Source organism: Aeromonas sp. 160P (assembly GCF_055193095.1).
The window spans coordinates 3759279-3782184 of record NZ_JBUXKV010000001.1 but is presented as its reverse complement, the minus strand read 5'-3'; the positions used below and the strand labels follow the sequence as shown (position 1 = coordinate 3782184).

Genomic DNA, 22906 nt, shown 5'->3' with positions numbered 1-22906 from the left:
CTGGGAGGGATGGTGCTGATTAATGGAACGGGAAGATGTAGTTCATCCAGCTTGCCATGCGCAGCAGGATCTTGCGCATGATGGATACGTGATGGAAATGTTCGGTATAGATGGCGGCCTGGCCACTGGCACCGGCAATCACCTGATACTTGGCCCACTCGGGGTCGGTGATGGAGATCAGTACTGGCAGACGGCCAGGACGAACGGCGGTGGTTTGATCCAGCAGACCGACGTTGGCTTGCACGTTACCCGCGGCAATGGCCGGGATCACCGAGGTCACGGTTCCTTTGAAGATCTTGCCGGGCACACCGTCGATCACCACTTCGGCTTCATCACCAACCGCGAGGCGCTGCATGCTGTTCTGCCAGAACCAGCCAACATAAGCGGTGTCATCCTTGTGAATAAAGGTCATCACCGGACGGAACATGAACGGGGTCGCAATCATGCCCGGACGCAGGGCCAGCTGCACCACATGACCATCTGTCGGGGCATAAACCACGGTTTGGGCCTGCTGATATTTGGCTTCTTGCAGTTGGGATTGCAGATCGCTCAGGTTGGCTTTCTGCTGGTCAATCTGCGCCACGATATCGTCCACGTTGGCCTGGCTCACATCCAGATCACGCTGTTTGCCGACACCGCGCTGCATCAGTTCTCTGGCGCGATCCCGATCCAGCTTGGCGGCGCGTAGTCTAGCCTCGATCGATTTGAGGTGTTCGCGGTTTGACTCGACCCGAGCGGTGAGGCTGTCTGCTTTCAGGCGGAACGGTTCATCATCGATACGAAATAGCACATCCCCTTTTTTCACCGGCTGGTTGGGCTGCACCGGCACTTCGGTAACCCGGCCCTTGACCAGCGGCACTATGGGAGTGGAAATGTAGTAGTTACGCGCCATCTCGGAGTAGGGGTGGTTGTAGTTCATCAGCATGATCAGGGTGCCGATGAGGATGACGCCACCCAGTGCTGCGGTCGGCACTGTCCACTTGTTGAGCGGGATACGGAAGATTTTAAATACGGCTACGCACAGTGCCGTATAGGTCAGGATCAATAGCAGGTCCATGGTTTACCCCTGTTGCTCACTCTGTTCGATAGTGTTGATACGGCTCTTCAAATCGGCCAGTTCTTGCTTGAGGGCTGCCAAATCCTCTTCATCTTTTTGCAGCCGCTGGCTAAAGCCCCAGCCACGATCGGGACGGTAGAGGGTGGCCCAGATCCAGAGGAATGGCCACAGCACATGCAGGGTAAACAGGCTGACCCAACCGGCGACGTGAATGGCATCCTGATGAGGATGGTCGCGATGTTTGGCAATCTCGTACGGAATATCGTGGATCACGATAACCCCATAAAAAATGACCAGCCCGACAAAGACGAGCAGGCCAAGAGCAAAATATTCAAGGGCCATATATAACCTCCACTGGCTTGACGCGCAGCTTGTTCATGGGTATTCGCAAGGTCTAAAGTGACTAATAATCACATGTTTATCGTTAATTCGCACCAAATCTTAAGGCTTTTGGCTGTATCGGGGCTGAAGGGAGCAAATGGTTGTTTTGTTTATGATTTTATTATTAAAGAAAAGGCGCCTTATGGCGCCTTTTTATTTCGTTTTTACAAGCAATGTCACCCTTCACTGGTTCTGCTAACCAGCGGCTGGCGGAATTTCACCAGGAAGGCCACGGTAATGACCGCTGTTGCAGTCAGACCTATGATGGTGGAGATCCCCATCTCCAGCCCGAACCCGATGGGGGCGTTGGCCAGATAGGTGAATACCACGGCGGTCATGAACATGGCGGGGATGGTGCAGACCCAGTGCAGCTTGCCCTCTTTGATGAGGAAGGCGGCGGCGGCCCACAGCATGATAACGGCGGTGGTCTGGTTGGCCCAGCCGAAGTAGCGCCAGATCACCCCGAACTCGGCCTTGGAGATGATGAAACCAAGAATAAACATGGGGATGGCGATCAGCAGACGCTTCATCAGCGGCTTCTGGGTCACCTTCAGGAAGTCCGCCACGATCAGGCGGGCACTGCGAAACGCGGTGTCGCCAGAGGTGATGGGCAGGATCACCACGCCGAGGATGGCCAGAATGCCGCCCACGGTGCCGAGCAGGCTGGTGGAGACTTCGTGTACCACGGCCGCCGGGCCGCCGTTGGCCATGGTGGCGTTGAGCGCTTCGGTACTGTCGTAGAAGGAGAGACCCAGGGTGCACCAGATCAGGGCGATGATGCCTTCACCGATCATTGCGCCGTAGAAGATGAAACGGCCGGATTTCTCGTTCTGCATACAGCGCGCCATCAGCGGTGACTGGGTGGCGTGGAAGCCCGATACCGCGCCACAGGCGATGGTAATGAACAACAGTGGCCACAGGGGCAGCTCGGTCGGGTGCAGGTTGGAGAAATCCATCCCGGTGTTGTAGAAGCCTTTGCCGGAGACGATCAGGCCAATGATGAGGCCAACCGACATAAACACCAGCAGGGCGCCGAAGATGGGGTAGAAGCGGCCGATGATTTTGTCGATGGGGACTATGGTCGCGAGGATGTAGTAGGCAAAAATCGCCATGATCCAGTAGACCAGATCGGTAGAGGTGAGGTTGGCCAGGAGGCCTGCCGGGCTCAGCACAAACACCACGCCCACCAGCATCAGCAGCACCACGGCGAACAGGTTCATAAAGTGCTTGGCGACCTTGCCAAGATGCTCACCGACCACGGTCGGGACCGAGGCGCCATTGGCGCGTACCGACAGCATGCCGGAGAAGTAGTCGTGTACCGCACCGGCGAAGATGCAACCGAAGACGATCCACAGCATGGCGACCGGGCCGTAGAGGGCACCGAGGATCGGGCCGAAGATGGGGCCGACGCCAGCGATGTTGAGCAGTTGTACCAGATAGACTTTTTTGTCCGACATGGGGACATAGTCCACCCCGTCAGCCATGGTGATGGCGGGGGTTTTCAGCTCGGGTTGCGGGCCAAATATCCGTTCGATGAACTTGCCATAGATGAAATAGCCGGCGACAAGTAAGCCGACACAGAGGAAGAACCAGATCATTGCTACGCTCCTGCATTGTTATTTTTTGATTTGCGCAGCGAGTCTAAAACGATTGATCTGCTCTGGCAGGTGAAACGGCCCGAGCGGCGGCATGGCGCGCCGAGTGGTCGGCGGCTGTGATCAGGCGCACACTCCAGAGCTCAGTCCAGCCCCAGTTGATCCTTGAGCTCCTTGAGATAACGACGGCTGACCGGCACCCGGGCACCGCTCGGGGTGACGATCTCCGCCAGCTGGTTATCCAGCAGCCGGATCTCGAAGATGGCGTTCGGGGAGACCAGATACTGGCGATGACAGCGCAGCAGCGGGCTCTTCTCCTCCAGCGATTTGAGGGTGAGCTGGGTGTGGAACAGCTCGCCCTGACTGGCCACATGGACGCCGCCGAGATCGGAGAAGGCATACTCCACCTGTGCGATGGGCAGCAGCCTGACCCGGTTGTGCAGATAGCCCGGAATATGCTCGATGGTGGGGGCCAGCCGCTCGACTGGCTGCGGGGAGATATCCTGCTTGAGACGGGCGAGGGTCTTGGCCAGCCGGGCGGGCTCCACCGGCTTGAGCAGGTAGTCGAAGGCGTTCTCCTCGAAGGCCTGAATGGCGTACTCGTCAAAGGCGGTGACAAAGACGATGCGGGGCAGGGGATCGAGCATGGCGACCAGTTCCATGCCGCTTAGCTTGGGCATCTGGATATCGAGGAATACCACGTCGGGCTTGAGCCGCTGAATAAGCGGCAGCGCCTCGATGGCATTGGCCGCTTCCCCCACGATCTCGATGACGGGATCGCAGGCCAGGTGCAGCTTCAGCTCTTCGCGGGCGTAGTGTTCGTCATCGACGATCAGGGTGCGGATCATGGTTGCTCCTTGGGGATGGTGAACGACACCCGGGTCCACAGTTCCGGTTCGCACGCAATGGTCACGCCGTAGCGTTCGCCAAAGGCGCTCTTGAGTCGCCGGTCGACGATGGTCATGCCAAGACCGTCACCGGCAGGGCGCGCTTGCCAGGTGCCGGCATTATCTTCCACATGGATGGTGACGCTGGCGGGATGCTCCTCGGTATAGAGGCGAATACGCCCCTGCTCCAGTAGCGTCGAGATGCCGTGCTTGATGGCATTCTCGATCAGCGGCTGCAGGGTGAAGCTCGGCAGGCGCAAACAGGCCAGATGGGGCGGGATCTCGTTGATCACCGTCAGCCGATCGCCAAAGCGGGCCAGCTCGATCTCCAGATAGGATTGGCAGTGCTCCTGCTCCTCCTGCAGGGTGGCAAGGCCGCTCTGGCGCTTGAGGTTCTTGCGAAAGAACAGCGACAGGTGCAGCAGCAGGTCGCGCGCCTTGTCCGGATCGCGCCGGGTGATGGCACTGATGGTATTGAGGGTGTTGAACAGGAAGTGAGGGTTGATCTGCGCCTGGATCAGCTTGAGCTCGGATTGCACCAGTAGCCGCTGATGCTGCTCCAGCCGACCGGCCAGCAACTGCTGTGACAACAGGTTGGCAATCCCTTCCCCCAGGGTGTGGTTGATCTTGAGAAACAGCCGCTTCTTCGGCTCGTAGAGCTTGATGGTGCCGATCACCCCCTTGTCACCCTGCAGCGGGATCACCAGCACCGAGCCGAGCTGGCAAGCGGGGGAGAGGCTGCAGCGATAGGGCTGGCTGTTGCCGTCGGCAAACAGCACCTTGTTGCGGGCGATGGCTTTCATGGTGATGGCCGACGCAATGGGGGTGCCCGGCAGATGGTGATCTTCTCCGGTGCCGATAAAGGCGAGGAGCTTCTCGGTGTCCGTGATGGCGACGGCCCCCACGCCGGTCTCCTCCTGAATGATGCGGGCAATCTTGTTGCTCGCCTCCGGGGTAAAGCCCTGACTCATGATCCCCACGGTGCGGTTGGCAATGTTGAGCGCCTTGGCGGAGAAGACCCGGGAGAACTTCTCATACATCTGCTGCTGATCGCGGATCATGCTGATAAAGAGCGCGGCGCCACAGGAGTTGGCCAAAATCATCGGGGTGGCGATGGTGCGCACCAGCAGCAGGGATTTATCGAACGGGGTGGCCACCAGCAGGATGATCAGCATCTGCATGATTTCGGCATAGAGGGTGGTAAAGAAGGCGATGCGGGGCTGAAACAGGGCATCCGTACGCCCCGCGCGCATCAGCCGCCAGTGCACCACTCCCCCGAGCAAGCCCTCGCAGGTGGTGGAGATGGCACAGGCGAGATCGGTAAATCCCCCCAGGGTGTAGCGGTGCAGGCCACCGGTCAATCCCACCAGAAATCCCACCAGCGGGCCCCCCAACAGACCCCCCAGCACGGCGCCGACCGCACGGGTGTTGGCGATGGCATCGTCGATATCGAGGCCCACATAGGTGCCAAGGATGCAAAAACTTGAAAAAATGATGTATATCAGTATCTTGTGAGGAAGCCTCACGGAGTAGTTGGCGAGCGGGCGCAGCAGCGGACTTTTGGAGAAGAGATAGGCGATCACCAGACTGACGCTCATCTGTTGCAGCAAGGAGAGGACCAACTGCATAAAAAACGTTCCTCATAAGTCGGGTGGAAAAATAACCAGCCCGTGAATAAGTGTGATCAAGATCTTGTTCTGTTGGCCACCAGGGCTGCAACGGGCCGTCAGTTTGCCAGAACAGGTGGATAAAACCATATTAAATCAGCATGTTAAATTGATATTTGTGTAAGCGGCAGCGGGTTGATATTGATGGGTAGAGCATGGAAGTATCCGCTGGATACGCCACACGGAGGTGGCATGCTCCGCCCGGCCCCATGGCTGGGCGTTTTTTATACATGGTCAGATGGCAACCTTGGGACAGGGATTCGAGTAATTATTCCGGTTTGTCCAATGAGTTATCCCCAGCTTCTGGGGATAACTCAGAATGCAAAGTAGTAGCAGAAGCGGCGGGTCAGATTGAAGAACTGCCGTTGCCCCTCATCCAGCTCTTCCTGTTTGATAAAGGCGGTGATGGTGCGCTCGTCTTCCCGCAGGTCGATCATCTGTACCGCTTCCGGGCGCTGGGCCTTGATATAAGGCAGGATCTTCGGCTTGAGGGGCATGGAGGGCTCGGTGGAGAGCACCAGCGCTATGCTCTCATCGGAGAGTTTCACCAGCGATCCCGGCGGATAGACCCCCAGCACCTTGATCAGCAATTTGACCAGATTCTGGTCGAATTTTTTCTGGGATAGTTTGTAGAGCTGGCTGATGGCCTGGCTCGGCGCGGCCGGGTTGCCGCTGCTGCGGGGGTGCAGTAGTTCATCGTAGTAATCCACCAGTCCGATGATCCGTGCCAGCGGCGGGATCTCGCCCCCCTTGATCCCCAGTGGAAAACCGCTGCCATCAAGCCGCTCGTGGTGCTGATGGGCGACCTGACGGATTTTCGGTTCAAAGGCATTGAGATGGGTCAGCATCTCCAGCCCGTACTGGGGGTGCATGTTGAGGAAGTTCTGCTCTGCCTTGCTGAGATCCCCGCGCTTTTGGGTGATCTGGCTCGGGATTTTCAGCTCGCCGATGTCGTGGATAAGCCCCGCAAGCCCGGTCTCCTCCAGTTCGATGGGGTTCATGCCCAGTTCGCGGCCCATCAACATAGAGATAAAGGCGACGTTGAGGCTGTGTTGCAGCAGGATATCGGTGTGAGGGCTGCGAATAAGGTGCAGCCCGAGAGGGCCTTCGTGTTGACTGATGGTGGCAGCGGCATTGCGGACAATCTGCGCCGTATTGGCCAGCCCCTCATCCGGTTTGAGGTTGAGGGCCCCAAGCGCATCGCGCAGCTCGCTCATGGACTGGCCAAAGGCCTTGTCGGCAGCGCGCATGGATCGGCGAAAGGCTTTCTCGTCAAAAGGGGGCGGGCCCGAGGCAATCAGCTCTTCAAGATCGTCCAGATCGAGACCGGCATCAGGGGCATCACCGCGCAGCAGCGGCTCGATCGGCAGATCGCTCTTGTCGGGGTCAACCATTAACAGGGTGAGATCAAGATGACGGATAATGTCGAGTTGCTGCTGATCCTTGATCTTGAACGTATTGAACATGAACGGATGGTTGGTCCAGCCGGTCGGAAGGTGGATAAAGTGGCCTACTCTCAACTGCTCTATCGAGGCTTGGATCAGTGCCATCAGTGAACCTGCATTTCGTGAATGCCTACTCAACAAGCTAGCAAAATCCAAGGGATAGACAACTAAAAATCCATTGTGAGTGAGGTGATTACCCCACGCTGTGATGGCGCGCACTAGCACCGCGCTTCCCTTCTTAATTCGCTCTTAAGTTTGGCTTCCTACGCTGGCCCCGTCGTTTCTGTTGGCTTGACCGCGCCCTCTCTCTGCAGGCCGGTATGTAGGAGTTGTTTATGCGAGTGACACTCGGTGTGCTAAAGACCAATTTTCTGCTGGTGCTCTTTTTTGCACTGGTGTTGAACTGGCCGATATTTTTACATTTCTACACAGTGCTCAGTGGCTTGTCCCATGTCAAAGTCGGGTTTGCCATCTCGATCCCGTTTGTATTGATCGCGGCGCTCAATGCCGTGTTTATCCCTTTTACGTTCCGCTTTTTGCTCAAGCCCTTTTTCTCCGTGCTGATCCTGAGTGGCTCCATCGTCAGCTACGCCATGCTCAAGTACGGCGTCATCTTCGATGCCGGCATGATGCAGAACATAGTGGAGACCAACAGCGGCGAGGCAGGGGCCTATTTGAATGGCTCGGTTGCGCTCTGGTTTCTGCTGACCGGGCTGCTGCCCGTGCTGGTGCTTTGGTCGATCAAGATCCGTTATCCCGCTCGCTGGTATCAGGGGCTGGCGTTGCGGGCTGGTGCGCTGGCCATCTCCCTGCTGTTTATCGGGGGCGTTGCCGCACTTTACTATCAGGATTACGCCTCGGTCGGTCGCAACAACAAGTCGCTGGCGAAAGAGATTGTGCCCGCCAACTATGTGCACGGCCTCTACAAATATGGGCGGGATGTGCTGTTTGCCACCCCGATCCCCTACCAGCATCTGGGGACTGATGCCAGGGTGGTGGCCCGGGGAGGCAAGCCGACCCTGATGTTTTTGGTGGTGGGGGAGACCGCGCGCAGCCAGAACTACTCCCTCAACGGGTATGGCAAGGCAACCAACAGCTTCACAGCGAAAGAGCAGGGGGTGGTGTCGTTCAAGGATGTACGCTCCTGCGGCACGGCAACGGCCGTCTCGGTGCCCTGCATGTTCTCCAACCTCACCCGCCGCGGCTACGATGACCAGCTCGCCAGCTCCCGTGATGGCCTGCTCGATGTGCTGCAACATGCCGGAGTGTCGGTGCTGTGGAAAGAGAACGATGGCGGCTGCAAAGGGGTGTGCCGCAATGTGCCGACCATCGAGATCCTCCCCAAATCCTATCCGGCGCTTTGTCAGGGAGAGTCCTGCTATGACGAGGTGTTGCTGGAGGGGCTGGATCAGCAGATTGCTGGCATGAAGGGTAACAAGCTGGTGGCCTTTCACCTGATGGGCAGCCATGGTCCGACCTATTTTCGTCGTTATCCCGCCAGCGAGCGCACCTTTATGCCGGACTGTCCGCGCAGTGACATCGAAAACTGCAGCAACGAAGAGCTGGTCAACACCTATGACAACACCATCCGCTACACCGACAAGGTGGTGGCGCAGCTGATCGATAAGCTCAAGTCGCTGGAGAGCCAGTACGATGTGGGGTTGGTCTATCTCTCCGATCACGGCGAATCCCTCGGTGCCATGGGGCTCTATCTGCACGGCACCCCCTACAAGTTTGCGCCGGATGATCAGACTCGGGTGCCGCTGCTGACCTGGTTCTCGCCCCAGTTGCAGGCCGATCGCCAGCTGGATATGGGCTGTCTGGCGGCGGAGGCGGGCAGCAAGCGCTTCTCCCACGACAATTTGTTCCACTCGATGTTGGGCATCATGGATGTGCAGACCCGCGTCTATGACGGTGCGCTAGATCTGTTCAAGCCGTGTCGGGCGGGGTGAATGGGCAGGCCACGCACCATGCAGACTAACCCTCCAGCGAATACACAATAGAAAACGGCAGCCATTGGCTGCCGTTTTGTTATCTCGCAAGGGGGCGCTTTAGCGCTGCTCCATGATGATCTGCAGCAGATCCCCTTCCAGCAGGGCGCGCTTGACCAGCGCAAAGCCGCCGTAGGTCGGCTGGTTCTGGAAGCGGGCCTTCACGATGGGCAGGCCACGGTGGAAGCTCGGCAGGGATTGATGCTCGACGCAGCGGCGGATGGCCGGGAACAGGATCTCTTCGGCGGCGGTGATTTCGCCCGCGATCAGCACCTTCTGCGGGTTGAACAGGTTGACCGTGATGGCCACCGCTCGCCCGAGGTGCTCACCCACGTTTTCAATCACGCTGCGAGCCAGTTCGTCCCCAGCCATGGCGGCCTTGCACACCTCCTGGATGGTGATGTGCTTCTCCTGCAACGCGCTCTGGTGGCCGCGGCTGATGAGCTCCTTCACCTTGTCAACGATAGCTTCGTTGGAGGCGATGGTTTCAAGACAGCCGAAGTTGCCGCAGTGGCAGCGTTTGCCGAGCGGTTCGACCTGGATGTGGCCGATCTCGCCGACGTTGCGGTTCTGACCGAGGAACACTTGCCCCTTGGTGATGATCCCCGAGCCAGTGCCCTGATGGACGCTCACCAGAATGGAGTCCATACAGTCGCGGGATTCGCCGAAGAAGTGTTCGGCCAGCGCCAGCGAACGGATGTCGTTGCCCACGTAGCAGGGGAGGTTGAAGTGATTTTCCAACAGCTTCGCCAACCCCAGATTACGGATCTGGTATTTGGGGGTGTAGATAACCATGCCGGATTCGGGGTTGACCAGACCCGGCATGGTCAGTGCGATGCTGATCAGGTTGCGGCTACGTTCACGGTTGGCATCGATAAACGCGCCAATCTCCCGCAGCAGCATGTCGACCACAGGTTGCTGGTCGATTTCACTCACCTGAATGACGTGCTGGTCGAGCTCCTTGCCATCGAGATCATAAAGACTCAGTTGCAGGTAGCCGCGGCCCAGCTTGGCGGAGACAAACTGAAAGCGTTGTTTGATGGTGGTCAACGAGATGGCGCGCCGACCGCCGGTGGAGGCTTGCGGAGAGGTCTCCTTGATCAGGCCATGCTCGATCAGTTGCCGGGTTATTTTGGTCACGCTGGCCGGGGCCAGCTGACTCAACTCGGCAATTTTGACCCGAGAGATGGGGCCTTGCAGGTCGATGAGCCGATATACGGCTGCACAATTGACCTGCTTGATAAGATCTACGTTTGCTATTTGTCCGCCAGTCATGATGTCACTGTTGTGTGTAGTGTCCGTTAACCACGGTCCCACGGACCGTGAAGTCCTGATCGAAGACAGTGAGGTTGGCTATTTTACCGACCTGGATACTACCGAGACATGAGTCCCATCCAATGGCGCGGGCAGGGTAGAGGCTGGCCATTCTCAGTGCTTCATCGAGCGGTAATCCGACCTGCTTGACCAGATTCTCTACCCCCTCAATCATGGTGAGGGAAGAGCCGCCGAGTGTACCATTCTCGTCGATACACTGACCATCACGTAAAAACACGGTGGTGCCACAAAAATCAAATTTCTCAAAGCCTTCCGGCGCACCGGCCGCTGCGGTGGCATCGGTGACCAGCACCAGGCGTTCCCCCAGCATCTTGTGAGCCAGCCGCACATTGGCCCAGTGCACATGGTGGCCATCGACGATGATGCCGGCATAGACATCCTTGCGGTCATAGATGGCGCCCACCACGCCCGGCTCGCGACCGTTGAGGGTCGGGGTCATGGCGTTGTAGAGGTGGGTGGCAAAGCGGATGCCATTGTCAAAGCCCGTCATCGCCTGATCGTAACTGGCGGCGGTGTGCCCGGCCGAGACCAGAATGCCCGCGTCCACCAGACGACGCACATGGGCCGGGTCGTTGCGTTCCGGTGCCAGGGTGATCTTGGTGATGGCATCCGCGTTGGCGCAGAAGAAGTCGATCATGTCGTCCGCTGGCTGGCGAATTTGCGCGGCAGGGTGGATCCCCTTGCGCTTGAGATTGGTGTAAGGCCCTTCGAGATGGACGCCCAGCACCTCATTGGGATTGGCCGCCATATAATCGCGCGTCACCGCGACCGCCTGCTTCATGTCGGCATCCGGGCTGGTGATCAGGGTCGGCAGGAAGCTGGTAGTACCGGATTTGAGGTTGGCCGCCTGCATGGTGGCCAGGGTCTCGCCCGTAATGTCGGTGTTGAACATCACCCCGCCACAGCCGTTGAGCTGCACGTCGATAAAACCGGCGGTCAGGTTGGCACCCTTGAGGTCAATCTGTTCGATGCCCGCTGGCAGCTCGGCCAGATGAGAGATGGCGACAATCTGGTCGCCCTCGATAAGCACCCCGTAGCCGGTCAGCACGCAGCTGCCGGTGTAGAGGGTGCAATTGGTCAATGCGTACATGACGACTCCTTACAGACGGCCGATGTTGGCGGCTTCCAGCTGCTGGAAGTAGCGAACGGTCTTGACCTTGAGCTCCATGGTGGAGGGCTCGTCGCACACCATCATTCCCTTCGGATGCAGTTGCAGGGTGGAGATGGTCCACATGTGGTTGACGCTGCCTTCCACTGCGGCTTGCAGGGCCTGGGCCTTGCCGTGGCCGGTCACCAGGATCATGATCTCTTCGGCATCCATCAGGGTACCGACACCCACGGTCAGGGCCAGCTTGGGCACCTGCTCCATGTCGCCGCCAAAGAAGCGGGAGTTGGCGATGCGGGTATCTTCGGTCAGGGTCTTGATCCGGGTGCGGGAAGCAAGGGAAGAGGCCGGTTCGTTGAACGCGATGTGGCCATCATTGCCCACGCCGCCCATGAACAGCTGGATCTTGCCATAGGACTTGATTTTGTCTTCGTAACGCTTGCATTCGGCCAGCAGATCCTCGGCGTTGCCGTTGAGGATATTGATATTTTCCGGGCGAATGTCGATGTGACAGAAGAAGTTGTTGTGCATGAAGCTGTGGTAGCTCTCCGGGTGGGCTTCCGGCAGGCCGACGTACTCGTCCATGTTGAAGGTAACCACGTTCTGGAAGCTCACTTCACCGGCTTTGTGCAACTCGATCAGGCGCTTGTAGGTATTGAGCGGGGTGCCACCGGTGGGCAGGCCCAGCACGAAAGGGCGATCGCTAGTCGGCTTGAACGCGTTGATGCGGTCAACGATGTAACGGGCAGACCACAGGCCTACTTGGCTGGCAGATTTCAACGGGATCAAGCGCATGAAGGATACCTCTGTTTCGGGTTGCGACCGGTTTGACGGCGGCAATGGGCTAAGACGGATTCAAGTTGTTTTATAGCGTAAATAAAGATTGCGAACTAAGCCACATCTATCCACTGCCTTTATCTCGTTTGGGTGATAACGATCACGATTATCGGTTTATTAATTTGCGCAGCGAAATAAAAGCCCTAGACTGCCAATCAAGCCTTGATGGCTTATGCGTCAAACGTGATAAGCACTTAATTTCTAGAAAAACATTAACTAAGGAGAGGAACCGTGAACATTCTCGGTTATTTGCAAAAGATCGGCCGTGCCCTGATGGTGCCGGTAGCGGTATTGCCTGCCGCAGCGATCCTGATGGGGGTTGGCTACTGGATTGACCCGAATGGTTGGGGTGGTGACAGCGCGCTGGCTGCCTTCCTGATTAAAGCGGGTGCAGCCATTATCGATAACATGTCCGTACTGTTCGCAGTCGGTGTTGCTTACGGTATGTCCAAGGATAAAGACGGTTCTGCTGCGCTGGCAGGTCTGGTCGGCTTCCTGGTCGTTACCACCCTGCTGAGCCCGGGTGCAGTTGCCCAGATCAAGAGCATCCCGCTGGAAGAAGTTCCTGCCGCGTTTGCCAAGATCAGCAACCAGTTCGTGGGTATCCTGTGCGGTGTTATCGCCGCTGAGCTGTACAACCGCTTCAGTAGCGTAGAGCTGCACAAGGCACTCTCCTTCTTCTCCGGTCGCCGTCTGGTACCGATCGTAACTTCCGTCGTGATGATCGTTGTATCCTTCATCCTGATGGCGGTATGGCCAGCCATTTACGGTGGTCTGGTCTCCTTCGGTGAATCCATCGTGAGCCTGGGCTCCACTGGCGCCGGTATCTACGCCTTCTTCAACCGTCTGCTGATCCCGATTGGTCTGCACCACGCCCTGAACTCCGTGTTCTGGTTCAACGTGGCCGGTATCAACGACATCCCGAACTTCCTGGGCGGTCAAGCTACCATCGATGCCGCACTGGCTGCTGGCAAGAGCCTGGATCAGGTGAAAGGCGTGGTCGGTATGTACCAGGCTGGCTTCTTCCCAATCATGATGTTCGGTCTGCCAGGTGCAGCGCTGGCCATCTACCACTCCGCCAAGAAAGAGAACAAAGAGAAAGTTGCTTCCATCATGATCGCAGCTGCCTTTGCCTCCTTCTTCACCGGGGTAACCGAGCCGCTTGAATTCTCCTTCATGTTCGTAGCACCGGTACTGTATGTCATCCACGCTGTGCTGACCGGTATCTCTGTATTCATCGCGTCCTCCATGCACTGGATGGCTGGTTTCGGCTTCAGTGCCGGCCTGGTGGATATGGTGCTCTCCAGCCGTAACCCGCTGGCGACCAACTGGTACATGCTGATTGCTCAGGGTCTGGTGTTCTTCGGCCTCTACTACTCAGTGTTCCGTGTAGTGATTGCCAAGCTGAACCTGAAAACCCCGGGTCGTGAAGATGACGAAGACACAGCTCCGGCAGTGGCGCAATCTACCAACCGTACCGAGCTGGCCAAGCAATACCTGGACGTGCTGGGTGGCCAAGAGAACCTGGTCTCCATCGATGCCTGCATCACCCGTCTGCGTCTGACCCTGAAAGACCGCAGCATCGTCGATGAGCGCAAGCTGAAAGCCCTGGGTGCGGCCGGTGTGGTCAAACTCGGTGAGCAGAACCTGCAGGTGATTCTGGGCCCATTGGCCGAAATCATCGCCGGTGAGATGAAAGCCCTGCGTTAATCGAGCGACTCGCTCACCTCAAGTCTAAGTCCATTGTTGACATAATTAAGGGCCCCGCTCAGGGGCCCAATATAAAAAAGCCAAGAAAATCCAACCTTTACTTCAAATGAGAGCAGCAGTTATGAACTTGAAACATTCTCTGTTAGCCATTGCCATGTCTACCGTTTTTGCAGGCCCCGCACTGGCAGCTGATGCCGCCAAGCAAGCCGTGGTTGACTCCCTCGCCAGCAATCTGGTGGTCAAGTATGAAGTGGTCACCAACGACGGTGCCGGTGCCGGCCTCGATTGCCAGGCGCTCGGTTCCGAGTGGGCAAGCTGTGGCGTTGCCAAGCTGCACCTGACCAATACCGGCGCGGATGTGGATTCCAAAGACTGGAGCATCTACATCTCCTCCATCCGTCGTATCCAGCGCGTGGATAATGACCAGTTCACCATCACCCCCATGACTGGCGACCTATATCGTTTGACGCCAACCGATAAGTTCCAGGGTTTTGCCAAGGATGCCACGGTCGAAGTGCCGCTGGTGGTGGAGTACTGGGTATTGTTCGAATCTGACATCATGCCGAACTGGTATGTCGCCAGCGAAGGTGCCGAGCCGAAAGTACTGGCCAGCATGAGCAACATCAATGATGCCAGCACCTACCAGAAGCCGATGCCGGCAGATGGCTGGAAGCGCACCAAGGATGACAAGAACATCCTGATGAACAGCGAAACCCGTTTCGCCGCCAACCAGACCAGCGCGCTGCTGCCCGCTGGCAAGATTGACAACCAGATCCTGCCGACCCCGATGAAGCAAGTGGTCAAGGCCGGTCCGCAGGTTGATTTCTCTACCATCAAACTCAATGCCCTGGATCTGCCAAGCGATCGCGCCGAGGCTTTGAAGGCTGAACTGACCAAGCTGGGTGTTACCCTCTCCGACACCGGCTATCCAGTCACCATCAAACTTGGTAGCAAGCTCAAGCAGGCCGAAGGGTATGACATGACCATCGGCAAAAAAGGCACTGTGATCCAGGGTCATGATATCGAAGGGGCTTATTGGGGTGCACAATCCCTGCTCTCCCTGCTGGGTGTCGATGACAAACTGGTGAGCCAGATGACCGTCGAGGATGCGCCGCGCTTTGAATACCGTGGCATGCAGACCGACGTGGCCCGTCATTTCCGCAGCCTGGAGACCATGAAGAAGCTGGTTGATCAGATGTCTGCCACCAAGCTCAACGTGCTGCACCTGGGGCTGACCAACGATGAAGGCTGGCGTCTGGAGATCCCGGGTCTGCCGGAGCTGACTCAAGTCGGTAGCCAGCGTTGCCACGACGAGTCCGAAACCAAGTGCCTGATGCCGCAGCTGGGTTCCGGCCCGACCAGCGACAACCAGGGTTCCGGTTTCTACAGCAAGTCTGACTACGTGGATCTGGTTCGTTATGCCAAGGCCCGCGGTGTGACCGTGGTGCCAGAGATCAACATGCCGGCCCACGCTCGTGCTGCCGTGGTCTCCATGGAAGCGCGCTACCAGCGTCTGATGGCGGAAGGCAAAGAAGCCGAAGCCAACCAGTTCCGTCTGACTGACCCGGCTGACACCTCCAACGTCACCTCGGTCCAGTTCTACGACAAGATGTCCTTCATCAACCCTTGCCAGCCGGGTGCTGCTACCTTCGTGGCTAAGGTGATGGATGAAGTGGCCCAGATGCACCAGGCCGCCGGTCAGCCGTTGACCGCCTGGCATTACGGTGGTGACGAGGCGAAGAACATCATGCAGGGCGGTGGTTATCAGGACCCGGCCGTCACCAAGAAAGAGGAGCTGGTCGGCTGGAAGGGCAATATCGACTCCAGCAAGCAGGACAAGCCGTTTGGCAAGTCCCCGATGTGCCAGAAGATGATCGACGATGGCAAGATCAAGGAAGTGGGCGAACTGCCGGTCTTCTTTGCCAAAGAAGTGAGCCAGATGGTCAAGGACCGCGGCCTATCAACCCTGCAGGCGTGGGAAGATGGTCTGAAGTACGCGGCCAATTCCAAAGATTTTGCGACCGACAATACCCGTGTCAACTTCTGGGAAACCCTCTATTGGGGTGGCTTCAACGAAGCGATGAAGTGGGCGCACAAGGGTTACGAAGTGGTGCTCTCCAACCCGGATTACCTCTACTTCGACTTCCCGAACGAAGTGCACCCGGCTGAGCGTGGTTACTACTGGGCAACCCGTTTCAACGACACTCGCAAGGTGTTCGCCTTCGCCCCGGAAAACTTGCCGCAGAACGCCGAGACCTCGGTTGACCGCGACGGCAACGCTTTCGTGGCCAAGGGTGACCAGGATCCGGTCAAGTTCAAGGGGATCTCCGGTCAGCAGTGGAGTGAAACCGTGCGTACCGATGCTCAGTACGAGTACATGGTCTACCCGCGTATCTTCTCCGTGGCCGAGCGTGCCTGGCACAAAGGTGGCTTCGAGCTGAACTATGTGAAGGGTCGCGAGTTCTCTGGCGAGACCAAGCATGTTAACAAGGCCACCCTCAACAAAGAGTGGAACCAGTTTGCCAACCTGCTGGGTCAGCGCGTGCTGCCGAAGCTGGATCAGAGTGGTGTTGAATACCGCCTCTCCGTACCGGGTGCCAAAGTGGTGAACGGTGTGCTGGAAGCGAACGTGGATCTGCCGGGTCTGCCTATCCAGTACAGCCTGGATGGCTCCACCTGGACTGCCTACGATGCTGCGGCCAAGCCGAGCGTAAATGGCAAGGTCTGGCTACGTACCACCAGCTTCGATGGCAAGCGCACCAGCCGCGTCACCGAACTGAACTGATAGCCGTCAACCGTTAACATGAGGTGGGTCGCAAGACCCGCCTTTCCCAAGGGCGATGGATGATTTATCGGGTTTGGGAAAGGTTGACTGTGCGTGTGAGCCTTTGTTGTGTGTGTGTATTGTCTGTTTGTTTTTCATCACTTTCTGCCCCGCCTTGTGCGGGGCTTTTTTATGATGTCTGCTTAAAATTGGGCAAACCGCGGTTTTTTTAGCGGTTCAATGGCTGGGAACGGCCAAATTCAGGTTGAGGCAGGGCGCGTAATGAGGGATCATACCCGGCTTGACGGCGGGGGTATGAGGGTGCCAACCGGCACGACTTCCGCCAGTGACGCATTTTTGAGGTGAGCCATGACTCAGGCGAACAGCCCAACGAACTTTATTCGTCAGATCATTGATGAAGATCTGGCCAGTGGTAAGCACAGCAGCGTGCATACCCGTTTCCCGCCCGAGCCGAACGGTTATCTCCATATCGGCCATGCCAAGTCCATCTGCCTGAACTTCGGCATCGCCCGTGACTATCAGGGCCAATGTAACCTGCGTTTCGATGACACCAATCCGGTGAAAGAAGACATCGAATACGTCGAGTCCATCAAACAGGACGTGCAGTGGCTTGGCTTCGAGTGGAGCGGCGAGATCTGCTACTCCTCTGACTATTTCGACAAGCTGCACGGTTATGCCATCGAGCTGATCGAAAAAGGTCTGGCCTATGTGGACGAGCTGACCGCCGAGCAGATGCGCGAGTATCGCGGCACCCTGACTGCGCCGGGCAAAAATAGCCCGTTCCGCGATCGCAGCGTGGCCGAGAACCTGGCGCTGTTTGCCAAGATGAAGAACGGTGAGTGTGCCGAAGGCACAGCTTGCCTGCGTGCCAAGATCGACATGGCGTCCCCTTTCATGGTGATGCGTGATCCGGTTATCTACCGTATCAAGTTTGCTCACCACCACCAGACCGGTGACAAGTGGTGCATCTACCCGATGTATGACTTCACTCACTGCATTTCGGACGCGCTGGAAGGGATCACCCACTCCATCTGTACCCTGGAGTTCCAGGACAACCGCCGTTTGTACGACTGGGTGCTGGACAACATCACTATCGACTGCCACCCCCGTCAGTACGAGTTCTCTCGTCTGAACCTCGAATACACCGTCATGTCCAAGCGCAAGCTGAACCTGCTGGTGACCGAGCAGCACGTTAATGGTTGGGATGACCCGCGCATGCTCACCGTCTCCGGTCTACGCCGCCGTGGCTACACCCCGGCCTCCATCCGCGAGTTCTGCAAGCGCATCGGCGTGACCAAGCAGGACAACATCGTCGAGATGAGCATGCTGGAAGCCTGCATTCGCGAAGATCTCAACGAGCATGCCCCACGCGCCATGGCCGTGCTGCATCCGGTGAAGGTAGTCATCGAGAATCTGGCTGCCGACGAAGTGCTGACTGCCTCGGCCCACCCGAGCAATGCCGAGATGGGGACCCGCGAGCTGAACTTTACCCGCGAAATCTTCATCGACGAAGCGGACTTCAAAGAAGAAGCCAACAAGCAGTTCAAGCGTCTGGTGCTGGGTAAGGAAGTGCGTCTGCGCAATGCCTATGTGATCAAAGCCGAGCGCATCGAGAAAGATGCCGATGGCAAGGTCACCTGCATCTACTGCTCCTACGATCCCGAGACCCTGGGCAAGGATCCGGCGGATGGCCGCAAGGTGAAAGGGGTGATCCATTGGGTCAGCGCCACTCACTCCCTGCCAGCCGAAGTGCGTCTCTATGACCGCTTGTTCAAGGTGCCGAACCCGGGTGCCGAGGATGACTTCGAAGCCGCTCTGAACCCGGATTCGCTGGTGATCATTGAGGGTGCCCGTGTCGAGGCCTCCTTGCACAGTGCCAAGCCGGAGTTTGCCTATCAGTTCGAGCGTGAAGGCTACTTCTGCGCTGACAACAAGCTCTCCAGCCCGCAGCATCTGGTGTTTAACCGCACCGTTGCCCTGCGCGATGTTTGGGGTAAGGCCGAAGGCTAAGTGGCCACAAGGGCAGGGGAGACCCTGCTCTTCTCTGCTGCCAATCGGACAATAAAAAAGCCAGCTGATGCTGGCTTTTTTATTGTCCGTCTATTGTCCGTTATCGAGTGTGATAGCCCGATTTAATGGTCGTGCTTGCAATCACCTGCCGCGCAATGACCGTAGAGGTAGAGGCTGTGGTTGGTGAGACGGATATTGAATCTCTTGGCGATTTCACGCTGGCGTTGCTCGATCACTTCGTCGGAAAACTCGATCACCTTGCCACAGTCGAGGCAAACCAGATGGTCGTGGTGCTCCTGAGTTGCCAGTTCGAACACTGACTTGCCACCTTCGAAGTGGTGACGGGTCACGATACCGGCATCATCAAACTGGTTCAGAACGCGATAGACGGTGGCGAGACCAATCTCTTCACCCAGGTCGATCAGTCGTTTATAGAGATCTTCGGCGCTGGTGTGCTGGCAGTCCGGCTGTTGCAGGATTTCCAGGATTTTGACCCGGGGCAAGGTGATCTTGAGCCCGGCCTTTTTTAACGCTTGGTTGTTGTCTGCCATATTCTACTTATTCGCATTCTCGAAGGTGAGGTTATTCTGATGGACTGCCACTGGAATGGCAACCTTGAACTCGCTTGGCTTGTCATTATAGGTCGCACCATCCCTAAAAATAAACCCAGTAATTCAAAGGCTTTAGCCATGAATAGGGAGATGGATTGAAATAATCTATCGTGTGATCCGACTTGCTGGTATTGGAGATGTTGATAGTATGTAACTTTCACACGTCTGGTCGGATGAGAACCATGGATTGGCTTTTTGGCAATGCCGCCTGGGTGCGCCGCGCACTCAATGCCTGGCCCCCCTTCTGGGGCGCCGGTATCAAGATAGAGACCCTGAGCGATGACTTTCGCTACTGTCGGGTGACCCTGAAATCCCGCTGGTGGAACAAGAATGCCAACCGCACCCAGTTTGGCGGCAGCATGTTTGCCATGACGGACCCCATCTATCCGCTGATGCTGATGGGCTACTTCAAGAATCGCTATTACGTTTGGGACAAGGCGGGCAGCATCAACTACATCAAACCGGGCAAGGGCAAGCTGGTGGCCGAGTTCAACCTGACCGAGGGGAAGCTGGCCGAGATAGTGGCTGCGACCGAGGGGGGTAACAAGCACTTCCCCGAGTTCGAGGTGACGGTACAGGATAAGAGTGGTGAGTTGGTAGCGCAGGTGAAAAGGACGCTGTATGTCAGATCCAAACCTGAGCACCGGGGTGGATAAGCGGCCACATCACAGATACAACAAGGGCCCCATCGGGGCCCTTAAGAGAGGTAAGAGTGAGCGGATTACTCCAGCTCGCCCAGGCACATCTCTTCGTGTAACAGCTTGCACCAGCCTTTGACGCGTTCGGCGGTCAGCTCGGGTTGACGATCTTCATCGATACCCAAACCCACGAAGTGCTTGTCATCGACCAGCGCTTTGGAGGCTTCAAACTCGTAACCGGCAGTAGGCCAGTGACCGATGATGATGGCGCCTTTGGCTTCGACGATGTCACGCAGAGTGCCCATCGCGTCGAGGAAGTACTCGGAGTAATCTTCCTGATCACCGCAACCAAAGATGGCAACCAGCTTGTTGGTGAAGTCGATTTCACCCATATCAGGGAAGAAGTCGTCCCAGTCGGCCTGAGCTTCACCGTAGTACCATGTCGGGATACCGAACATCAGCAGGTCAAAGCTCTCGATATCGGCCTTGCTACTCTTGGCAATATCTCGGACTTCAATCAGTTGCTTGCCCAGCTCTTTCTGGATCATCTTGGCGACAGCTTCGGTATTACCGGTATCGCTGCCAAAAAACAGACCTACACTTGCCATAGTGTTTAGTTACCCGTATTTGGTGTTAATGCTTAACGCTCAGACTGATGTCTCCACCGCAAAGGCGGATTCAGTCTGTTGTTTCAGAATAGATTGGATCAGCTCGGCTCGGCTGATGTTCTGTTGTAACGCAAGTTGGTTCAGGCGCTCCAGCAACTCGGCCTCCACCTTTAACTCTACCCTTTTGAGCCCATTGTCTCGATCGCGCTTAAGCTGATTGCGCTTGTTGATCTTGAGCTGGGTCTCGCGGGGGAGTGGATTGGTTTTTGGCCTGCCGGGGCGCTTCTCAGTTGCGAACAGATCCAGTGTTGTTCGATCAGTTTGCTGTTTGGCCATACATCACAGATGAAAATAAGTTAGCCGAGTCCTGAGCCTTCCCAGCCCAGTTCGATCAGCCCCTTGGCGACAAAACCCGCACAACCCAGAAACAGTACCAACCAGACGACAAAACGGCCAAAACGGGGCACATTGCCGCGCTTGAGTACGTCATGAATGGCAAGACCAATCAAGATGAAGATGGCCAGAAAAAATAATTTCAGGCCGACACTTTCGATCAGGTCGATATGTTCACTTAGCATGGATTGCGCACACTCCTTATGACCGGCGCACTATATCACAAAGGATTTGAAACTGTTAACCGCCTATCGACAGGAAATCCACAACCAATTTGTTGAACAAGGCCGGTTTTTCCGCATGTAGCCAGTGACCCGCACCCGCGATGATTCGCACCTTTGCCGCCGGGAATTGAGCCAGCGCCGCCTCGCTGTATTGCGGCTGCATATAGTCAGAATCCCCCCCTTTGATAAAGAGCACCGGGCCCTCGAAGCGGTGTTCATCCGCTGGCCACCCCATGATGTTGGCGTAGTTTTGCTCAAGGGCGGGTACGTTGAAGCGCCAGCCCCAGCCATGCTCGCCTTTGGCAAAGGATTTGAGCAGGAACTGGCGCACCCCAGGGATTTCGATGTGCTGCGCCAGCATGGCTTCTGCCTCACTGCGGCTTTGCGGCGGCGTGTTCAGGGTGGCATTCAGCCCGGCAAAGACATTCTGGTGGCGGGAGTGGGGATAGGCGACCGGTGCCATGTCGGCCACCACCAGCTTGGTCACACGTGCAGGCGCCAGCTTGGCGACCTGCATCGCGACTTTGCCCCCCATCGAGTGGCCAATCAGGGTGGCGTCGGCAATCTCCAGCTGATCCATCAGGGTCAGGATATCGGCAGCTTGCGCCGGATAGCTCATCTCGCTGCTGTGAAAGGAGGCGCCGTGGTTGCGCAGATCGACGCTGATGACCCGGTACTGCTCGCAGAGGGCACGGGCTAACAGACCCAGATTGTCGAGGCTGCCAAACAGGCCGTGGATCAGAATAACTGCCGGGCCCTGACCCTGTTCCTTGAAGTTCAATATGCTGTTTTGTTGCAAAATGACACCTTGTCGGTCGTGAGTGCGTATCGCGGTTTTATTTAACGCACTGGAAAGAAAAGGATTTCGTCCAACGGATGGGAAATTTATGTGGTTTTTTTTCTAAAAAATCCCGTCCAGATCGGCTATCAGTGCGGCTGATCACACACTTGGCCCGCTATTATGCCGTATTCTCGATGAGATTCATGTACATCTGCCAGCCCCTTGCTTGGGCTGTCGGGTTTGCCTATGTATAATCGCCGCATCCGAATTTCGACGAGTCCAGCGCATCCCTATGAAAACCATCGAGCTTGATGACGATCTCTACTTCTATATCGCCAGCCAGACCCGGCACATTGGTGAGAGTGCCTCCGATATCCTGCGTCGCCTGCTGGAACAGCCTGCTCACGCACGTGTGCCCGCTGCCGAGCCAGTGGCTGTGGCACAGCCCAAGGTGGTAACCGCGCAGCAGGGGCTGCAACTCCTGCTCGATTCTGGTGAGCTGCAAAAAGAAGAGAAGTCTATCAACCGCTTTATGCGGGTGCTCAGCACCCTCTATGGGGATGACCCCGCCGGGTTTACCCAGGCGACCGAAATCAAGGGCCGTACTCGGGTCTATTTCTCGCGGGATCCTGAGGCTCTGCGCGCCAGCGGCAGTACCACCAAGCCCAAGCCGGTACCGGAAACCCCATTCTGGGTGATCACCAATACCAACACTCGTCGCAAGCAAAACATGGTGGCTCAGATGATGGCCAGCATGAGCTATGGCGAAGAGGTGATCGCGCAGGTGTGTGGCGCTATTTAACGAATTCTCAAGACTCAGGCCTTGCCCGCCAAGGCCGCCATTAC

General features: G+C 57.0%; 20 protein-coding genes. 6 read left to right on the top strand and 14 right to left on the bottom strand.

What is annotated here, in order from left to right:
• Positions 1-19: 19 nt before the first annotated feature.
• The 6 genes from ACY8FN_RS17540 to ACY8FN_RS17515 all read right to left on the bottom strand — a co-directional run bounded on the left by ACY8FN_RS17540 (position 20) and on the right by ACY8FN_RS17515 (position 7137).
• Positions 20-1057 (bottom strand): HlyD family secretion protein, encoded by a 1038-nt coding sequence (locus tag ACY8FN_RS17540; RefSeq protein ID WP_101315374.1) that lies wholly within the window; start codon positions 1055-1057, stop codon positions 20-22.
• 3 nt (positions 1058-1060) lie between these two features.
• Positions 1061-1399 carry a DUF3302 domain-containing protein gene (locus ACY8FN_RS17535; RefSeq protein ID WP_042018749.1) on the bottom strand — a complete coding sequence of 113 codons (339 nt, stop codon included), beginning with the start codon at positions 1397-1399 and terminating at the stop codon, positions 1061-1063.
• Positions 1400-1614: 215 nt separating this feature from the next.
• On the bottom strand, positions 1615-3036 hold the full coding sequence (locus ACY8FN_RS17530; protein WP_463100730.1) for a carbon starvation CstA family protein: 1422 nt from the start codon (positions 3034-3036) through the stop codon (positions 1615-1617).
• A gap of 140 nt (positions 3037-3176) precedes the next feature.
• Positions 3177-3881, bottom strand: coding sequence for a two-component system response regulator BtsR (btsR, locus tag ACY8FN_RS17525; RefSeq protein ID WP_463100729.1), 705 nt, complete (start codon positions 3879-3881; stop codon positions 3177-3179).
• A complete protein-coding gene (locus ACY8FN_RS17520; protein ID WP_463100728.1) occupies positions 3878-5548 on the bottom strand; it encodes a LytS/YhcK type 5TM receptor domain-containing protein in 1671 nt (556 codons plus the stop codon). The genes btsR and ACY8FN_RS17520 overlap by 4 nt, the downstream gene beginning before the upstream one ends.
• Before the next feature lie 353 nt (positions 5549-5901).
• Positions 5902-7137 carry an HD-GYP domain-containing protein gene (locus ACY8FN_RS17515; RefSeq protein WP_463100727.1) on the bottom strand — a complete coding sequence of 412 codons (1236 nt, stop codon included), beginning with the start codon at positions 7135-7137 and terminating at the stop codon, positions 5902-5904.
• Positions 7138-7367: 230 nt separating this feature from the next.
• Here ACY8FN_RS17515 and ACY8FN_RS17510 point away from each other — a divergent pair, with 230 nt between their 5' ends.
• On the top strand, positions 7368-8984 hold the full coding sequence (locus tag ACY8FN_RS17510) for a phosphoethanolamine transferase (protein ID WP_463100726.1): 1617 nt from the start codon (positions 7368-7370) through the stop codon (positions 8982-8984).
• Between the two features lie 99 nt (positions 8985-9083).
• Here ACY8FN_RS17510 and nagC read toward each other — a convergent pair whose 3' ends face one another.
• From nagC to nagB, 3 genes are read right to left on the bottom strand one after another with little or no spacing between them, the layout of a single operon-like run.
• A complete protein-coding gene (gene nagC, locus ACY8FN_RS17505) occupies positions 9084-10298 on the bottom strand; it encodes a DNA-binding transcriptional regulator NagC (RefSeq protein WP_068977550.1) in 1215 nt (404 codons plus the stop codon).
• A gap of 4 nt (positions 10299-10302) precedes the next feature.
• Entirely contained in the window at positions 10303-11448 is a 1146-nt protein-coding gene (nagA, locus tag ACY8FN_RS17500) for an N-acetylglucosamine-6-phosphate deacetylase (protein WP_463100725.1), read from the bottom strand.
• Between the two features lie 9 nt (positions 11449-11457).
• Positions 11458-12258: a glucosamine-6-phosphate deaminase gene (nagB, locus tag ACY8FN_RS17495; protein ID WP_101315361.1), complete on the bottom strand. Its 801-nt coding sequence runs from the start codon at positions 12256-12258 to the stop codon at positions 11458-11460.
• A gap of 273 nt (positions 12259-12531) precedes the next feature.
• Between nagB and nagE the strand changes: the two genes are divergently transcribed.
• From nagE to glnS, 3 genes are all read left to right on the top strand, one after another.
• A complete protein-coding gene (nagE, locus tag ACY8FN_RS17490) occupies positions 12532-14010 on the top strand; it encodes an N-acetylglucosamine-specific PTS transporter subunit IIBC (protein ID WP_101315359.1) in 1479 nt (492 codons plus the stop codon).
• Positions 14011-14131: 121 nt separating this feature from the next.
• Complete coding sequence (locus ACY8FN_RS17485; protein WP_463100724.1) at positions 14132-16795, top strand: beta-N-acetylhexosaminidase; 2664 nt, start codon at positions 14132-14134, stop codon at positions 16793-16795.
• Between the two features lie 348 nt (positions 16796-17143).
• Positions 17144-18805, top strand: a complete 1662-nt coding sequence (gene glnS / locus ACY8FN_RS17480) for a glutamine--tRNA ligase (RefSeq protein WP_101315355.1) — start codon at positions 17144-17146, stop codon at positions 18803-18805.
• A 122-nt stretch (positions 18806-18927) separates the two neighbouring features.
• Here glnS and fur read toward each other — a convergent pair whose 3' ends face one another.
• Positions 18928-19356: a ferric iron uptake transcriptional regulator gene (gene fur / locus ACY8FN_RS17475; protein ID WP_042018769.1), complete on the bottom strand. Its 429-nt coding sequence runs from the start codon at positions 19354-19356 to the stop codon at positions 18928-18930.
• 242 nt (positions 19357-19598) lie between these two features.
• Between fur and ACY8FN_RS17470 the strand changes: the two genes are divergently transcribed.
• Entirely contained in the window at positions 19599-20072 is a 474-nt protein-coding gene (locus ACY8FN_RS17470) for a DUF4442 domain-containing protein (protein WP_042018770.1), read from the top strand.
• A 65-nt stretch (positions 20073-20137) separates the two neighbouring features.
• On the opposite strand, the gene fldA is transcribed toward ACY8FN_RS17470, so the two are convergent.
• The 4 genes from fldA to ACY8FN_RS17450 are packed head-to-tail and all read right to left on the bottom strand — an operon-like array spanning position 20138 to position 22078.
• Positions 20138-20662, bottom strand: a complete 525-nt coding sequence (fldA, locus tag ACY8FN_RS17465) for a flavodoxin FldA (RefSeq protein WP_042018772.1) — start codon at positions 20660-20662, stop codon at positions 20138-20140.
• A 39-nt stretch (positions 20663-20701) separates the two neighbouring features.
• Entirely contained in the window at positions 20702-20998 is a 297-nt protein-coding gene (ybfE, locus tag ACY8FN_RS17460) for a LexA regulated protein (protein WP_042018773.1), read from the bottom strand.
• Between the two features lie 20 nt (positions 20999-21018).
• Positions 21019-21240, bottom strand: coding sequence for a DUF2788 domain-containing protein (locus ACY8FN_RS17455; RefSeq protein ID WP_042018776.1), 222 nt, complete (start codon positions 21238-21240; stop codon positions 21019-21021).
• Between the two features lie 55 nt (positions 21241-21295).
• Positions 21296-22078: an alpha/beta fold hydrolase gene (locus ACY8FN_RS17450; protein WP_162515544.1), complete on the bottom strand. Its 783-nt coding sequence runs from the start codon at positions 22076-22078 to the stop codon at positions 21296-21298.
• A gap of 274 nt (positions 22079-22352) precedes the next feature.
• On the opposite strand from ACY8FN_RS17450, the gene seqA reads away from it, so the two are divergent.
• Entirely contained in the window at positions 22353-22862 is a 510-nt protein-coding gene (seqA, locus tag ACY8FN_RS17445) for a replication initiation negative regulator SeqA (RefSeq protein WP_068977546.1), read from the top strand.
• The last annotated feature ends 44 nt before the right edge of the window (positions 22863-22906 follow it).

Excerpts from the sequence above, each read along its gene's own strand:
- ACY8FN_RS17540 (WP_101315374.1), bottom strand. The coding sequence starts at position 1,057 with ATGGACCTGCTATTGATCCTGACCTATACGGCACTGTGCGTAGCCGTA.
- ACY8FN_RS17535 (WP_042018749.1), bottom strand. The coding sequence starts at position 1,399 with ATGGCCCTTGAATATTTTGCTCTTGGCCTGCTCGTCTTTGTCGGGCTG.
- ACY8FN_RS17530 (WP_463100730.1), bottom strand. The coding sequence starts at position 3,036 with ATGATCTGGTTCTTCCTCTGTGTCGGCTTACTTGTCGCCGGCTATTTC.
- btsR (WP_463100729.1), bottom strand. The coding sequence starts at position 3,881 with ATGATCCGCACCCTGATCGTCGATGACGAACACTACGCCCGCGAAGAG.
- ACY8FN_RS17520 (WP_463100728.1), bottom strand. The coding sequence starts at position 5,548 with ATGCAGTTGGTCCTCTCCTTGCTGCAACAGATGAGCGTCAGTCTGGTG.
- ACY8FN_RS17515 (WP_463100727.1), bottom strand. The coding sequence starts at position 7,137 with ATGGCACTGATCCAAGCCTCGATAGAGCAGTTGAGAGTAGGCCACTTT.
- ACY8FN_RS17510 (WP_463100726.1), top strand. The coding sequence starts at position 7,368 with ATGCGAGTGACACTCGGTGTGCTAAAGACCAATTTTCTGCTGGTGCTC.
- nagC (WP_068977550.1), bottom strand. The coding sequence starts at position 10,298 with ATGACTGGCGGACAAATAGCAAACGTAGATCTTATCAAGCAGGTCAAT.
- nagA (WP_463100725.1), bottom strand. The coding sequence starts at position 11,448 with ATGTACGCATTGACCAATTGCACCCTCTACACCGGCAGCTGCGTGCTG.
- nagB (WP_101315361.1), bottom strand. The coding sequence starts at position 12,258 with ATGCGCTTGATCCCGTTGAAATCTGCCAGCCAAGTAGGCCTGTGGTCT.
- ACY8FN_RS17485 (WP_463100724.1), top strand. The coding sequence starts at position 14,132 with ATGAACTTGAAACATTCTCTGTTAGCCATTGCCATGTCTACCGTTTTT.
- glnS (WP_101315355.1), top strand. The coding sequence starts at position 17,144 with ATGACTCAGGCGAACAGCCCAACGAACTTTATTCGTCAGATCATTGAT.
- fur (WP_042018769.1), bottom strand. The coding sequence starts at position 19,356 with ATGGCAGACAACAACCAAGCGTTAAAAAAGGCCGGGCTCAAGATCACC.
- ACY8FN_RS17470 (WP_042018770.1), top strand. The coding sequence starts at position 19,599 with ATGGATTGGCTTTTTGGCAATGCCGCCTGGGTGCGCCGCGCACTCAAT.
- fldA (WP_042018772.1), bottom strand. The coding sequence starts at position 20,662 with ATGGCAAGTGTAGGTCTGTTTTTTGGCAGCGATACCGGTAATACCGAA.
- ybfE (WP_042018773.1), bottom strand. The coding sequence starts at position 20,998 with ATGGCCAAACAGCAAACTGATCGAACAACACTGGATCTGTTCGCAACT.
- ACY8FN_RS17455 (WP_042018776.1), bottom strand. The coding sequence starts at position 21,240 with ATGCTAAGTGAACATATCGACCTGATCGAAAGTGTCGGCCTGAAATTA.
- seqA (WP_068977546.1), top strand. The coding sequence starts at position 22,353 with ATGAAAACCATCGAGCTTGATGACGATCTCTACTTCTATATCGCCAGC.